Source organism: Viridibacillus sp. d25.2, assembly GCF_055456015.2.
The window spans coordinates 2,223,326-2,240,274 of record NZ_CM196652.1 but is presented as its reverse complement, the minus strand read 5'-3'; the positions used below and the strand labels follow the sequence as shown (position 1 = coordinate 2,240,274).

Sequence of the window (16,949 nt, the reverse complement as noted above, 5' to 3'; positions counted from 1 at the left end):
AAAAAGTGGGGTAAACTTAAAATTTTTATTAAATTTTTAAATTAGATTCATCACCATCGTCCGCTGGTAATCTTACTTCAAATATTGTTCGTATTAAATTACTTTCAGCAGAAATCGTTCCGTTATGTTGCTCTACAATATTTTTGGCAATAAATAAACCAAGCCCTGTACTATCTTGCCGCTGGGTTCGTGCTTTATCACCCGTATAAAACATATCGAAAAGATAAGGCAGCTCTTCCTCTGGAATACTATCTCCATAATTAATAATTTGTACGACAACTTCTCCATCATTTTCAAAATGCCCATTCATATCAACAAACTGTCCGTCATAGCCGTAACGGATTGCATTGGTTAAAAGATTTTCAAATACTCTTGCCAACAGTTTACCGTCTCCATAAATGTTTAAATGAGGAGCAATATTCATTCTAGCAACTAAATCATTCTTCTCTAGTAAAGGATATAATTCCTCATCTAACTGTATAAGTAATTCACTAATATCAATCGGACTTTTTTCAACCTTTAGCATGCCATAATTCATTCTTGTTATTCCAAATAGCTCATCAATTAGACCCTCTAGTCGTTGAGACTTCGTAAAAGCTATCGTCGAGAAATGTGTAATTTGTTCTTTTGTCAAATTCTCGTCTTTAAGTATTAAATCTAAATAACCTAAAACAGATGTTAATGGTGTCCTTAAATCATGAGCCAAATTTAAGACTAACTGATCTTTACTGCTCTCCGCAAAATCTCCTCTTTCAACAGCCTCTTTTAACTTTTCACTTGCTAAATTGATTTCGTGTGCGATATCTCTAAACTCATCATTAGATGAAACATGAACTCGATTTGTAAAATCACCGTTAGCAAGGTAATGAATGCCATTAGAAATTTCATTAAAGTACTTTGAATACGGTCTAGTAAGAAAAAAGAAAAACAAAATAGATAGAGGGATAAATATAATTAAAAAGAAATTAACATCTCCAAAATTTCTAATCGTTGACCGGAATTGAGCTAAAGAATCCCCATAGCGAGCATTAGTTTTATAATAGAGCTGAAGCCATTTGTAGATTAAATACGTAATGCCGCCAGCTAATATCATGCTTAAAACAAATAGTGCAATCATTTTTGAGCGGAAGCTTCTTACCATTTTAGCCATTGAATGTATAACCAACTCCCCAAACAGTTTTGATTAATTTATCTTTCCTCTTATCTTCTCCAAGTTTTTTCCGTAAGGTACGAATATGCACCATAACCGTATTTCCTCCTTCATAATACTCTTCGGCCCACACTTGTTGAAAGATATTTTCCACTCTATATACTTTTTTCGGATGACTCGCTAATAAATATAAAATATCAAACTCTTTTGGAGTTAACTCAATATGTTCACCGTAAAGACTAACTGTCCGTTGCTCAGGATAAATGACTACTCCACTAATCTCTAAAATGGATTTACTTTTAGCAGTTTGCGGTTGACTTAACATTAAAAATCGCCGTAACTGAGCATTTACACGAGCAACTAATTCAATCGGAGTGAAAGGTTTCGTCATATAGTCATCTGCGCCTATTACAAGTCCTGTCACCTTATCGAAATCAGATGTTTTCGCACTCAAGAAAATGATAGGCATATGATATTGCCCTCGAATTTGACGCGTTACTTCATATCCGTCCATTTTAGGCATCATAATATCTAAAATCACCAACTCAATTGATTGAGATTGAATAACACGAATAGCTTCTTGCCCATCAGCTACTTTAACGACATTGTAACCTTCTTTTTCTAAATGTATCGCAATTAAATCAGCAATTTCTGCCTCATCGTCTGCTACCAAAATTGTAACTCTCTTCATTTTATTACACCTCTATATCATTTCATGCCATACCACTAACACTCTACAATTTTTTTCATTCTATAATTTCACATGCTCTATTTTAAACCCTCTACACTGTTTGTACAATAAAGATGTACGGCAACGATTTAAAGAATACCCCGCCAAACCTGAGGGGATTCCCAATTTTGGAATGAACTTTCATTTCAAAAGGTTTCTATATAAAGTTAACCTTTAGACATTAATAATTTCGCAAATAACTTGAAAAATCGTATTTATCTGTTTTCGAATATTAAAGTTTTCACTTCAGTCGTCATACCACTATACCTAGCAATTAATTGTTCGCGGTGAATTGCAGTTACCCATAGGAGCAGCATTACTATGTAATTAAAAGGAATTTTCCACCCTAATCCAACCAATAGAAAATTAATGGTTTCACTAATAGTTATTGTTCTCAAATAAAACATGATAAATAATTGCTTTAAAAATCAAACACAACCTTACCTTCTACTAGCTTCAATTTCGCACTAAACATTGAACCCTTCTTCGATTTAAAACCTTTCATTTCCTTTGTCACACCAAATTGACAAAGATCTGACACTTGCTTTGGTGAAAGTTTTTTACCGGCAACTGTTTTGGATATGGTAAATTTACAACCAGCTTTATAATTTGAGCAGCCATAAAAACTTTTCCGTGATAATATCTGTCCCTTTTTACAAATAGGGCAAATTCCAAGTGGTTCATTTGAAGCGCTATTCTCAGCAGCGGCTTGAATGTCTGTTTTCTCCACCATTTGCGGAGTTACTTCTATTAAATGATTCAAAAACTTGCAGACATTTTGGATGAAAGCTTCTTTTGATCCAGTACCATTACCTATTTTCCGCAAATATGTCTCCCATTTTGCAGTCATTGTGGGACTTGATAGTAGTGAACCTTCTATTGTCTGGCATAATACGCGCCCTTTATCTGTTATCGAGACTATATTTTTTGTTACATCAATATAACCATGGCGTTTGATAGTCTCAATAATACCTGAGCGTGTTGCTTCAGTACCTAGACCTTCTACTTCTTTCAAAATGTCGCTAGCACTCTCATCGTCTACGAGCTTTCCACACGTTTTCATCATTTGTACGAGCTGACCTTCTGAATATGGTTTCGGTGGCTGGGTTTTCCCCTCATGAATAGCAACTTTTGACTCGACTACCTCATTCGTATTTACTGGAGGTAATAATGGTTCCTCGTCTTTTTTCTTTGTCGATTCTGCTCCGCTCCATAAGGTTTTAAATCCTGGATCTAGCTCTACTTTGCCAACAGTTTTAAAATCGATTGCCTTAACATTCGTCATGATAGTCGTTTCTTCATACACATGATCTCTATGGAACATAGCTAATGCACTCTTCACAACTTCGAAGTAAATATTTCGTTCCATAGGCGACAATCCTTGTACTTTTGCAGCCGTTGGAATTGTTTTCGTTGGTATGATGGCATAGTGCTCTTCTACTTGTGCATTATCTACAAAACGCTTTTGTGGATGTGCATTAGCAATGTCAAATGGTTTATCAACGATTTTCTGATAATCCGCTACTCTGTCGGCCAGGTAATTAAATTCGGCTTCAGTTATATACTGACAATCTGACCTTGGATAAGATACTAGCTTTTTCTCATATAAACCTTGTACAACATCTAACACTTTCGCCGGACTATACTTCCATATTTTATTAGCTTTAGCTTGTAGAGTCGAAAGGGCATGCAATTTCGGTGGCTTGACATGTTTACGTGCTTTTTTGACGTCTCTTATCACACCTGGAAGAATTTCACCTTCAGTGATGCTAGCTTGATGAATTATGTGTTCGACTTCTTCCCGCTTATCCTTCTTAATAGCTGCCTTACCTTTATAAGGACCATTTTCAGCTAAAAATTCAGCAGTCAGTTCATAGAAATTGGTCGATTTAAAGTTTTCTATTTCTTCTTGACGTTGATAAATCATATAAACAGTTGGAGACTGTACACGGCCAATCGACATCGTTTCATTTAGACCCTTTGCTTTTAGCAACATTGTATACAAGCGGCTTGCATTCATTCCAACAAGCCAATCACTGATTTGACGCGCCTGTGCTTCATGATACAAAAGCAAATCCTTATCATTATTTCGCAAATTAGCGAAACCTTTTCGAATCTCATCTACCTCTAACGAATTTATCCATAGTCGTTTTACTGGCTTCTGACGAACACCGGTCTGACGATAAATGGAATAAAATATATTAGACCCTTCCCTGTCGACATCACATGCGTTAATTAGGACATGTGCCTCTTTAAACAACCGCTTTACCTCTTGAAACTGATCCCATTTGCCCTTCGTGACTCGGAATTCATAGTTTTCCGGAATCATCGGCAATTGCGCTAGTGACCATCGTTTCCACTCAGACTTGTAATCCGCCGGTTGTTTTAATTCTACTAAATGCCCTATCCCCCACGTTATTGTCGCTCCTTCTGGAAACGTCTGATTTGGAGCAAGTTCTATGTAATGTTTTGTTTTCTTTGCTACTTGAAAAGCATCTGCATAGGCTTTCGCCTGCGATGGCTTTTCAGCTAAAATACATATGTATCCCATTTATAGGTCAATCTCCTTCAAACTCTAATTTACAAGGTATAATGTTCGACCTTTTTAATAAGTCAAACAAGTCAATGTCAAATAATATAACGCTAAAAAATGCGAAAATTATTTAACACTTTATAATTCACCTTCGTAAAAAAATTTTCAAATTTATTTACTTCCTAATCATATTATTTCTTCTAACTCCGCATAGTAGTTTTTAAGTCATTTCGAATTTCCTCGTTAATCATTACATCTTCTTTAAAATATTTTAGTAACTTTTTATATAAAAACATAAAACTCAACTAATCAGATTAGTTGAGTTTATTGTGAAATACCTTATTACTATTTTACTGTAAACAATTTAAAATATCACTTACTAAAATCTTTGTACTAGGAGCACCTTTTAAATATTTTAAATCCCTAATCACAAATCAATCGATTCCGTCTAGCTTCATACAAATTATGTGAACGTTCGCTACATTGTCTCCATTATGTTCTACAATTAGGCCCTATAGGAAGAGCGTATATCTAAAACAACACTTGTAGCATAATTTTAAATATTCATCCGTTGTATATACAATTTCATACATTCCACTGTTATTTCACTTCAAGTTAAATATTTTTAACACTTTCTAAATTGTTTCTAACAGATTTCTTCCTATTCGGAATTTTACTCCAATATGTGAAGTATCTTAATAACCATTCAACTGGTCCCATTTTAAAATACCTTAACCAAACAATACTAAAAGTAATTAAAATAGCATGGATTATGAAGCATACAATTAATGAATTAATAGGTGTAAAACCAATTATGATACTAGACACAATTAGTAAAGCACTTTGTGCAAGATAATTTGTTAAAGACATTTGTCCATAGAACTTTAATGGAGTTAATATCATTTTTGCCTTATCCCATTGTAAAATAATAAGAAGAATGCTAGTCATCATAAAAGCAACACTATAATCTTCTAGCATTTCAAATCCTGAAGGGGGAATGTTAAATAACTCTGACCACTCTGACCCCCTTAAATTAAATGAAAATACATAAGTACAAATATTAACAATAAAAAAAATTGAAATATACTTTAACTTTCCATAGATATTTTCAAAAAATTTAAATTGTCCCATTGTAAAACCTAGCATCATTAATGCAAACCATTTACTTATGTTGGATAGCAATTCTAGCCATGCGATACTCTCACCATAATACGGTTGACACAAAGCAGTAACTATAGATATGGCTATTAAAGTGATTGTTACTATTAAGTTGGTCCATTTATTTCTTTTGAAAAATATTACAATAAACAGGCCAAGTACAGCATAAAACATTAATACATCATAAATTCCTGGCGGTGCATAAAATATATGGATCAGTCCTAGTACAAATAAAAAAAAGATTCTGCGTAAAAACAAAAGATATCTATTATTCTCTTTTTGTTTAGAACGATTCATAAAAAGGTAACACCCAAATCCAAATAAAAAGAATAGAATAGGGTAAAATTTCCTGTCAAATATAGAATATAGTGAACCGTGTAACTCGCTATCAGAAAAATTACCTAACACCTGGTAACTATTCACAAGAAGTACCCCCAGCAAAGCAAATCCTCGTAAGTAATCCATAATATCTATTCGTGTATACGAATTTATTTTATTCATCCCAAATCTCCTTATATAATTATATTTATAGCATTAAAAATCCCCAAAATTAATTGTGTGCTTCAGTTACAACCTTCGTAATTTTTATTTCGCCGGTAGCTTCTAAAGTATGTATCATAATTCTAAATTGTTAATATTTCTGAATATTTTTCTAAATGATGAATGCCACTAATGGCTTCGTTTAGTATGACAATTTTGTTAAGTATAATCTCGATATTATTATCCTTATTGACATAAGGTCGCTGTACTCCTATGCTACAACTAGTAGCTCGCATAATGATTCATAGGCTTTTCTATGAGCTAATGATTTTTTGGGTTTCTTAATACCTGGCTAAATCTTTTTGTAACCTGCAAGTATCTCTGTTAAGTCTGTAGATGACAAATCACAATTAGATTTATATTTCTCATTTAAACCATAAACGCAAAATATAGTAATCAATATTCCTCCCATACCAATATTGTTTTTTTTATTACCTTAAGGATATATATTTTCTTTCTTTAAATGAATAACTGCTCCCTTACAATTGGAAATATAATCTTACTAAATTGTAACAATAGGGGTACCGTCACATGCCCATCAAGCTAACAACGTAAATGACTAGATATGAAATGATCCTTGTTTCAAAACTAGCGAGTGATGGAATAGTAGGTATGCCAAAGAAGCCTATTAAAACGCGATTTTTTCGCTAGGCAGCTTGTCTATGATTCACCGTCGTTTCATACACGACCCCTAGAATATCAAAGACGGTCATCTTCTTATACCGATGACATTTACGACCGTTCTTTTTTAGCAGCTGATAAAGGCGATGCAGAATGTTCAAAAGTTCTTCTGTGCCAACTGCTATCGCTTGAAACAGTAACGGAAAGTAATCTTTAATCATATAAATCACTTTGTATTCACTCAACTCCTGCTTTTTCTTTTCAAGCAGAAGCTGTCGCATTTGAAACATCGTAGAAGAACAGAGGAGAATGCCAATGAGTTGTCCATATAAATGGCACTCTAGGCGTTCTTTTTTTATCGTTTTGCATTCATCGATTTCAAAGAATGACTTCCATGTTTTAAATAAAATCTCAATCTGCCAACGTAGGGAATAAAGGGAATGGACATAATCAGTAGGGACTTCTTCTGGCGATGTGTTCGTGATATAGACGTTCATTCCCATCAAGCGATTACTTTTCTCCTTCATGGCAATGCCTTTTCACGTATCGCTTGGTTTTTCAGGCGTGTTTGCGTTTGGTCGTCGGTTAGACGATGAATCATGACACGTGCTGGAAGCTTCTGATTTTGGCCAATGTATGCCTCGGGGATTTCTATCGTTTCACCAGGGGGTAGACCAGACATCATTTGTTTCATATCAAGCTGGATGTATTCGGTTTGCTTTTTTAACGTGCCATTGTTGAAGTATTCGGGCAGAAGGGCTTGTACATCATAATACCGGCTGCGAACGTATTTACACCGAGAAAATGAGTGGAGCAAAAGATGATCGCCCAGAACTGGTATGCTAGCTGTTCTTGCAGAGTTTGAGCGTGATATTATTCGTGGAAAGCCTCTTTGTAAAGATAATGCGTAAATACAAACAAAACCAGCAAAACACCTTTTCTGTGTCGCACTGGTTTTGTTATAAGTCCATCTTGAATTGTAGTTAGTTCAACGCGATTGCAAATTCCGAGTTAGGCGCTCCAGCAAATACAACCGTTCCGTTCTTCGGCAGTTTTACTTTGTTATTGCCGCTCACAATGGTAAAATCGACGCATACTCCCTTCTCATCATACACCGCAAACGAACCCTTCGATGGCAACGTCACGGTCATCGTTTTCTCGGCTGCCGATTGCGGGATCGTAAACCATTTCGCATGCCCATTTGCTTGCAGCGTAACTTTAGATGATTGCCATACATCAAGTGGTTTTACGTTAATTCCACTTACGTATAACAACCCGGCCATCTCCATAAATTCATTGCCGCCTTCTGTATAGAAATGGGTTTCCGTCGTATCACGACCATTCATCACGGGGATCTGGAGCTGATGCGCCGCGGTGTCCGGACCTGTAATTTTTCTGCCATCCCAATAGCCTTCCAGGCCTTCCTTGCGAGTAATCTGTGTGGTAATAAGTTTCGGTTGTACGAGATATTCAATAGAACTAAATTTCTCGTTCACAAGATAGAACTTGACGCCTTCCCGCTTTGCCCATGCAGCAGCGGTTTTCTTTGATAGCACGTTTTCTTCTAGTTTCTCAGCTAAATAGTGAGTCATCACACTTTGCCCTAAGCTTGGCTGCGACTTATATGTGCTCTCCCTCAAATAAGTTCTTCCATTCTTCTCGGTCACGAAGTTGAGCTTGGAAGTACCCTTCTCATTAATAAAGCTTCCATCCGCAATATATACATATTTTTCTTCTCGATTAGATGGTAAGAACAGTTCTCCATTCTTCGTAATTTCAATTTTGAAATGAGTTTCGCTATTGCCATAAAAGCCCGCTTTCTTTGTCACATCTTGAGGCATCTTGACCTTGACCGGCTTGCCAAAGGATTTGTTCGGCTTGATGTCCTTAATAGTACCGTTCTCTTTAAGCACGGCGAGCAGCAATTCAGTCGCCATCAGTTGATTTGTAGAACTCCGTCCACCGGATGACAACACAACTGCTGCCATTTTCTGTTCCGGAAGCACGACCAGTATAGCATGTTGCAGTGCCGTGTCGCCGCCCTTAGCCAAAGCTTTTATCCCATATTCACTGAATGGGTATAGTTTCACACTATCCCAGCCTAGACCATAGTTAAAAATATTATCTCCATCCCCCGGCCACATCCCTTTTTTATATTCCTCTTGCTCCATTGCCTTGACTACTTTATCAGAGAGGATCCCTTTTCCCTGTCCCGTAAATAGTTGTGAGAATCTTACCATATCTTCTGCTGTGGAAGAGATCCCTCCCGTACCAATCACATTCACTGCTTCAATTGGAAGCTGCCCTTGGTACGCCGGAAAATAAAGTTCAGCCCGCTTCTCGTCTCTCCATTTGTCCTGCGGCGTTTTTGTATGATTCATCTTTAAAGGTTCTGTAAGCCGTTGATGTAGAAATTCTGTAAAGCTCATACCGCTGACTCTTTCCACTAAAATTTCGGCCAGTGTAAAGCCATCGTTGCAGTATACCGAGAACGAGCCTGGGTCCGCTTTCAGGCTCTGGTTCGACAATTGCTGCAACAAGGTATCATGGGCATAGGTATCATTATCGTTAAATAAAAATGCATTACTTAACGTGGAACCTTGCAAGCCAGAGGAGTGATTCAACAACATACGCGGCGTAATGCGTTTGTAACGCTCGTCTTTCATCTGGAAATCAGGAACATAGTGGACGACAGGAGCATCCAAATCGACCTTTCCTTCGTCGACCAATTTCATCACAGCCGCCGCTGCATACATTTTACTGACTGAACCAATCCCATATAGAGTATCTTTGGTTAACGACTGTTCCCCTTCCATATCGTTCTTGCCAGCCTGCCCTGACAAAATAAGTTTGCCATTATCAATTAGCGCATACTGCACGCTAGTCGCCCCATGGGACTTCGTGAGTAGCGCAGCCTTCTCTGCTGCAATCTTCTTCAGTTCTTGGCTAGCTACTTCTTCGATAGTTACAACTGTAGTCTTACTGTCAGAAAATGCTTTCGCCCCTGTTGGTAGGATCATAGTTAGCGCTAATATAGCGGCTAACACACCAGTTAGCTTATTTTTCATGAGGAAATTGCCTCCTTAGATAAGTGATCGATTTCATCATTTATTTGTTTAGCTATGAGAATATGATAAAATTTATCCGTTCTTCCTTTTGACCTACTTGCTAAATTCAGCAAGTAAAATATTTTTAAAAGGATTAGGACTGTCAGCGCTACCCAAACTGTTCCAATTGACAGCCAACGTATGCTTGCCTCCAAGTGTACCCCCAACAAGAGTAGTAAACCCTAGAATGCCACCTGTGTGTCCCCATATCGAGACACCGTTCGGAAGCTTAGTTTCATAGATTCCAAGACCATATCCATCGATTCCTTCTTTGCCTGTAGGGACTGTAGTAAGCATTTGTTTTAGTTGTTGTTCTTTCAATAATTTGCCACCGAGCAAGTAAGAGAAGAATTTGTTTAAGTCGTCAGCAGTAGAAATCATATCTCCAGCAGAGCTACCTGCACTTGGGTTATAATAAGTAACGTCTTTTAGCTCACTTGTTCCGTCTAGTTGGACATATCCACGGGCATGGTTGGTGCCTGGAATAACGCTTGAATTGCCAGGTAGGAATGTATTCGACAATTCAAGTGGTTCAATAATCCGATTTTCAATCTCTTCCGCATAGCTGTTTCTAGTTACTTTTTCTATAAGAATACCCAGTAATACGTATCCTGTGTTTGAATAAGACCACCCCTCTCCTGGGTCAAAGTCTGGAGGCAGAGAAACCCCCATCTTCACTAACTCTTCAGCCGTATACGATTTTTTTGTATCCGTAAAATCAGCGTCTTTTGACCTTGAGTATTCAGCGATACCACTTGTATGGTTCAATATCTGCCGGATGGTAATATGGTTACCATCATATCCATTTCCTTGAATGGCACCAGGCAACCATTTTTCTATGGAGTCGTCTAGATTCAGGCGGTTCTCTCCAGCTAGTTGAAGTACAACTGTTGCGGTGAACGTCTTCGTCACACTACCAATGCGAAAGCGAAAATCTGTTTTCATTGGTTTTTTGGTTCTCAGATCCGCTATCCCAGCTGCATAACCCCACGTTTTTCCACGCTCAGAAGTTTTAGCAAGTATCCCCGGGTATCCAAATTGCAATGTACCCCGCATTGCTTCCTTGACGGAATTACGATCTCGTTGGTTGCTTGTTTGTAATGACCTAGATACATTTTGAGTGGGCTCTGCTTTTACAATTAAGGTTGGCGTTGTATATAACAGGGAACTTCCAGCTATTAAAAGGGCCAGACTTGCAAATGTAATTTGCCTACGTATTTTCATAAGGCATTCCTCTCCTCTCTTAATATTGAATAGGTGGTTGCTTACTGTTCCTTACCTCCTGACAAGGCTTAGGGAAAAGGCCCTCACTCATATAGATTAAAGCCCCAGTACAAAGGTATCTATTAATATCAACAATTTGAGCCATTTAAATCTACCCCCCTTCTATAACAAAATTATTTAAAGGTATGAAAGCATATTATGTATCCTTAGTTATTGCTAGATTAACGCAACATGAGACATACCTACAACCCATATTTCACCTTATTTATACATGATATGCATTAAGAAAGAATGTAAATTCGAATCATTTCCGTACCCAAACTATTGACCGTCTTTTTCACCAATTATAATTAGATATATAGACTTTCATTATAAAAAAATGTAAAAAAATAACCAATCCCTTAACATATAGGAAGCGGTTGAAAAATATGTCTAAACGTACAATTTTCTTTTTTGATATGGTGACCCTATCGCCAGCAAGCTAAGGTTTTGAAGTACCCCCTAAATGAAAGTTTTCTTTCTCTACAGTTAGTTATTTTGAGAAGTAAGCTCATTTTTTTGTTTTGGGGGTGTTTACTTTTCTTAAGTTGATGGGCATGGGGTACCGTCAGGAAAATGCGGGTTTACAACGTTAAGGAATTTTCAATGCTAAAAAGCCCAACTTCACCGTTAATTAATAGAAAAATTGGGCTTTTTCATTACTCCAAATGCAGTTTTAAGTTATATTCAAAAACCATGCTTTGACATTGTCTAAAGCATGGTCTTTATTTAAACTAATATAAATCTGCTAAGTTGATTTTTTTAGCTCATCTATTTATTGAATTCATTAACTGGAAGAAGTATTCAGGTTTGTGAGTCTTATTTAGGTTATACCATGAATGTAATGTATCTGGTGCAAATACATCTAATTTTTTCAGTACTTCCATCGCAAATTCCAGAGGAGCTACTCCTGATGCAGTAATCAAATTCTCACCAGATACCGCAGGTCCCATCTCATGAAATTTTTCTCCTTTATAATTAGGACAAACCATTTTAATATACTCTAAGCCATTGCTTGTATGCTTTCTAGAATCTAGGTATCCCATATTCGCAAGGGCCTCAGTTGCACCACAAATTGCAGCAACAATAGTGCCGAGATTTAAGGCTTTGCCAATTTTTTTCATAATTGGTTGATGAATAACTTCTCCCCAAGTAGTCCCTCCAGGCAAAACTAAAAGATCTTTACTCTCAAGAGTACACTCATCAAGGGAAATATCTGGTTTAATGCTCAGTCCCCCCATCGTAGTAATCATTTCTTTATTAGCTCCTACTGTAACTACTTTTAAAGGTACTATATCTTTTTTGAAATATCTTCCTGTGTTTAGTTCGGCAATTAAATATCCATATTCCCAGTCTGACATTGTATTAAATACATATAGATAAACTTTTTTTGTTTGCATCCAATAGCACTCCCAATCACAATTTATATAGCAATTATAATATAACTTCCCTGACAGCTAACGTCAGGGAAGTTATATTTCTTGATGAAATTGTATTAAATCCGACAGAACTTCAATAAGTCTTTTCTTAAGACTCATTGGCTCGATAATTTGAATAGATTTACCGTACGGTAAAAGTAAATAAGGTATATATGTATGTACTATATCTTTTTCAAGAAGGAAAACTGCTTGATTTGAATTTCGTTCATGTAAATAATGTCCTAAAAACCAATGTTGGCAAACATCATTCAGCGTACTTTCATTTCCATTAATAACTAAAGAAGTAATCCCTTCCTTATCTTCTATAGTAGGATGAAGGTTTTTCATAAAAAAGTCACGTGCTGAAAAATTTTCTGGCCGGTTAAACTTATTTTCGGTTAGCATTAGACTTTCAATTCGATCAACTCTAAAACTACGGATATCATTCCTAAGATGACAAAATCCAATCACATACCACTTATTATTCCAATAGATAATTCTGTACGGATCAACCAATCTATAATTTAATTGCTTTTCGCCACTTTTATGGTAAAGAATTTTTACTGAGCACCCGTCAGCTACGGCCTGCTCCAACTCCTTCAAAAAAGGTTCTATAGAGAGTGAACTTAATCGACTTATTACTTCAAGACTAGTTAAATGTTGGTTTATCTTTGTTTCCTGCTCTTGATTTGAGTATTTACTTAGTTTTGAAATGGCCCTATTTAGTGCTTCACCTCCATAATATCCGGCTTCTTCTGCAAAAACAGCAGCGTGAAATAGTGAAGTTTGCTCCTCAAAATCAAAAAAAAGAGGAGCCTCAATAAAATTGTTCAATAAAGTGTATCCACCGTTATGTCCTGGTTCTGAAATTATAGGTACGCCACTTGTTGAAATTGTATCAATATAACGATACACAGTCCTTATATTCATCTCTAACTTTTCTGAAATTTGTTTTGCAGTAATTTTTTCACCTGAACGAAGCATCCATAGAATTGCTAACATATTGTCAATTTTAGGCATATAATTTCACCTCTATATGGAATTTATTTCCTATTATATATTTCCCATTTTCGGTATAACTCATCAACTGTTCCTTTCCGATAGCTTTCTATATAATGAGGCCCTAGACACATTTGTAATTTCACAAATTTGATTTACAGTCATATCTCCCTCTTTATAAAGCTTTACTGCATAATTCATTCCTGCATGATTTTTATGGTACTTCTTTAACCGACCTTTGTATAGTTTTGCACTGATCTACTATAACCTTAAAATTGGCCAACCTTATCCATATAATAAAATCACTGTATTTCCCATACTAACATCTTTCGGTTGGCTATTGGTGAACGAGAAAAACGTTTCAAAAGCGTCATTACTTTTGAAACGTTTATATTGTTCACTATTACGCTCACTTTTAAGAATTTAAATTTAGATAAATCGCTTTATAATCATTATAAACAAACATTCCTAAACAGAAGATTCTATATCAAAATCCAACTTTGTAATGGCATTATTTACTTCTTACGAACAACAATTTATACCACTGATTAACTAGAAATGGCATGATGGACAAGCTATAAATTAATCCTAATTGTACGCCACTTAATGTTGCGACTTCGAACACACCGGTAAACGATGGAATAAATAACACTAAATGTAAACTTAAAAAACCTATTAAAAATGCTAGCCAAGTATATTTATTCGAAAATACGCCAATTTTGAAGATCGATTCTTTAGATCTGGAGTTAAAGCCATGTACTAATCTTGACAAACATAATGTTGAAAATGCCATTGTGGTTGCTGTTAGGGTATCTCCCGTTGACAATCCTATTCGAAAAGCAATGATTGTAGAGATAGCAATTAATAAACCTTCCAACATTATTTGAGTAGTAAATTTTTTGTTTAATAATGGTGTATGAATATTTCTAGGCTTGTCCTTCATTGTTTTTTTATTATGCGGTTCTAAACCTATTGCAATTGCTGGCAAACTATCGGTAAGCAAGTTAATAAATAGTAGATGTACGGGTGCAAATGGAACTGGTAAACCAAATACAGTTGCATATAAAACAACAAAAATAGCACCTGCATTCCCTGATAATAAGAATAGAATGGCGTTTTTAATATTCGTATAGATACTTCTTCCATTCGAAATAGCTTTGACAATCGTTGAAAAATTATCATCCGTTAAGATCATAGAGGATGCATCTTTCGCTACCTCGGTACCTGTGATCCCCATCGCCACACCTATATCGGCTTGTTTTAAGGCAGGGCCATCATTGACACCATCTCCCGTCATCGCAACGACATTTCCTTTTTCCTGCCAAGCTTTAACGATACGAATTTTTTGCTCTGGTGTTACTCGGGCATAGACAGAAAGATCTTGAACCTTTTCTTGTAGTTGTTGATCAGTTAATTCTTCAATTTCATATCCTTCAATCGCTTCTGATAGATCATTTAAAATACCAACTTGTTCAGCAATAGCAGTTGCTGTTATTTTATGATCACCTGTAATCATAACTGGTTTAATACCAGCTTTTATACAGCTTTCAACCGCTGTTTTTGACTCTTTTCTAGGAGGATCCATCATCGCTACCAATCCGACAAAGATCAAGTCTCTTTCGACGCCTACATTGATTGTTTGATTTCCCTTTATCTCTTTGTAAGTAATTGCTAGTACTCTTAATCCTTTCATAGAAAAGTCACGATTCACTTTTTCAATTTTTTTACGATGTTCTTCAGTAAAATCAAATCTACCTTTAGAAGTATCGATTTTCACAATTTTAGATAGAAGAACATCTAATGCGCCCTTTGTAATCATGATATATTGCTGATTGAAACGATTCGCTGTACTCATTAGCTTTCTTTCTGAATCAAATGGAATTTCCGCCATTCTTGGATGGTAATCTCTTACGGATAATTCTTCAAGACCGTACTGCTTACCTAATTTTACGAGTGCAATTTCAGTAGGGTCACCGATTTCTGAATTATCTCTTTCCAAAGCGTCATTACATAATAATGCCTTTATGATAAGGTCTTTCTCGATAGCATTTCCCATATGCAGTCTATCATGCGGAATGACTTTTTGATCAACATATACTTGTTGGACACTCATTTTATTTTCGGTTAATGTTCCCGTTTTATCTGAACAAATGACAGATACACTTCCCAGACTTTCTACAGCATAGAGCTTTCTTATAATGGCATTTTCCTTCGCCATTTTTTGTGTTCCAAAAGCCAGCACAATGGTAACAATCGAACTTAATGCTTCTGGAATTGCTGCAACTGCAAGCGAAACAGCAAACATAAAGGATTCTACTAACTCGCGTCCTCGAAAAAGATCGATAGTGAAAATGGCTAAACATAACATCGTAATTCCTAAAGCTAATTTTTCACCAAATTGATCTAAACTTACTTGTAGAGGAGTTTTCTTCTCTTTCGCTGTATCAAGTAAATTTGCGATTTTCCCGATCTCTGTTTCCATTCCAATAGCTGTAACAATTATAGTACCTCGTCCATTGGTGACAAAACATCCAGTGAAAACCATATTATCTTTATCGGCAATGGTTACATGATCTTCTCCGATGGGTTCTGTATTTTTCACTACAGCTAATGATTCACCTGTCAGCGAACTTTCATTTACTTGCAGATTATGGCTTTCTAATACTCTACCATCTGCATTAATATAATCTCCAGCCTCCAAATAGAGAAGATCTCCAACCACTATATCTTCTGAAGAAATCTCTACTAGCTGATTATTTCGCATCACTTTTGCTATTGGAGTGGTCAAAGCTTTCAGATTATCCAAAGACTGTTCTGCCTTCACATGCTGTACCGTGCCCAGGATTGCGTTCAAAATAACGACAATCAGAATGACAACAGTACTTCCTACTTCACCTAATAGTAATGAAATGAAAGCGGCAATCATTAAAATAATGACTAATAAATCTTTGAACTGCCCAAAGAAAACGGCGAATGTACTTGTTTTTTTCCCTTCTACCAATATATTATAACCATATTCTTCTTGTCTCTCTTCGACGTCATAATCACTCAATCCTTGATTTGTTACGTTCAAATTTCCCATGACTTCATCTGATGATTGTTTATAAAATTCTTCCATTCGATTCTCCTTTCAAAGTAAGTCACTAAACTATCATGCTAAAAAAACTCTCACTAGATATCCTACCTGCTAGAGAGTCTTGCAATACTCGAATAAATCAATCCGTTTTAAATGATATAGTTTCTTACTGCCGTAATACGTAGAAAGAATGCTTTTTTTAATATCTTCAGTTAGCAAACATAGATTCCTACCGAGTAGATCCTTTTGGATTACCGTTTCTTATGCAGGTAGTGAATTCACTTGAATATATTTCTGAAAAATAGCATTCGATAAAAAGTATTTCAATTTTGTATTCTATCTACTCCACCTCCA

Annotated in this window: 9 protein-coding genes and 2 pseudogenes; all 11 read right to left on the bottom strand. The window is 36.1% G+C overall.

All coding sequences use genetic code 11. From position 1 onward, the window contains the following. Positions 1–28 precede the first annotated feature (28 nt). Positions 29–1,150: a sensor histidine kinase gene (locus ACZLO7_RS11320; RefSeq protein ID WP_464940955.1), complete on the bottom strand. Its 1,122-nt coding sequence runs from the start codon at positions 1,148–1,150 to the stop codon at positions 29–31. Further along, positions 1,143–1,841, bottom strand: a complete 699-nt coding sequence (locus tag ACZLO7_RS11315; protein ID WP_464940956.1) for a response regulator transcription factor — start codon at positions 1,839–1,841, stop codon at positions 1,143–1,145. Before ACZLO7_RS11315 ends, ACZLO7_RS11320 begins: the two co-directional genes overlap by 8 nt. 460 nt (positions 1,842–2,301) lie before the next feature. Beyond that, a complete protein-coding gene (locus ACZLO7_RS11310) occupies positions 2,302–4,431 on the bottom strand; it encodes a type IA DNA topoisomerase (protein WP_464940957.1) in 2,130 nt (709 codons plus the stop codon). Positions 4,432–5,028: 597 nt separating this feature from the next. Continuing rightward, entirely contained in the window at positions 5,029–6,072 is a 1,044-nt protein-coding gene (locus tag ACZLO7_RS11305) for a DUF418 domain-containing protein (protein WP_464940958.1), read from the bottom strand. A gap of 686 nt (positions 6,073–6,758) precedes the next feature. Continuing rightward, a pseudogene (locus ACZLO7_RS11300) lies at positions 6,759–7,564 on the bottom strand (transposase); the annotation flags it as partial. A gap of 151 nt (positions 7,565–7,715) precedes the next feature. After that, positions 7,716–9,800, bottom strand: coding sequence for a serine hydrolase domain-containing protein (locus ACZLO7_RS11295; protein ID WP_464940959.1), 2,085 nt, complete (start codon positions 9,798–9,800; stop codon positions 7,716–7,718). Positions 9,801–9,893: 93 nt separating this feature from the next. After that, complete coding sequence (locus tag ACZLO7_RS11290) at positions 9,894–11,063, bottom strand: serine hydrolase domain-containing protein (RefSeq protein ID WP_464940960.1); 1,170 nt, start codon at positions 11,061–11,063, stop codon at positions 9,894–9,896. Positions 11,064–11,869: 806 nt separating this feature from the next. Beyond that, positions 11,870–12,502 (bottom strand): type 1 glutamine amidotransferase family protein, encoded by a 633-nt coding sequence (locus ACZLO7_RS11285; protein WP_464940961.1) that lies wholly within the window; start codon positions 12,500–12,502, stop codon positions 11,870–11,872. A gap of 72 nt (positions 12,503–12,574) precedes the next feature. Then, entirely contained in the window at positions 12,575–13,540 is a 966-nt protein-coding gene (locus ACZLO7_RS11280) for a helix-turn-helix transcriptional regulator (protein WP_464940962.1), read from the bottom strand. Between the two features lie 63 nt (positions 13,541–13,603). Beyond that, positions 13,604–13,762 (bottom strand): annotated as a pseudogene (locus ACZLO7_RS11275) (helix-turn-helix domain-containing protein); the annotation flags it as partial. A 268-nt stretch (positions 13,763–14,030) separates the two neighbouring features. Next, on the bottom strand, positions 14,031–16,637 hold the full coding sequence (locus tag ACZLO7_RS11270; protein ID WP_464940963.1) for a cation-translocating P-type ATPase: 2,607 nt from the start codon (positions 16,635–16,637) through the stop codon (positions 14,031–14,033). Positions 16,638–16,949 lie beyond the last annotated feature (312 nt).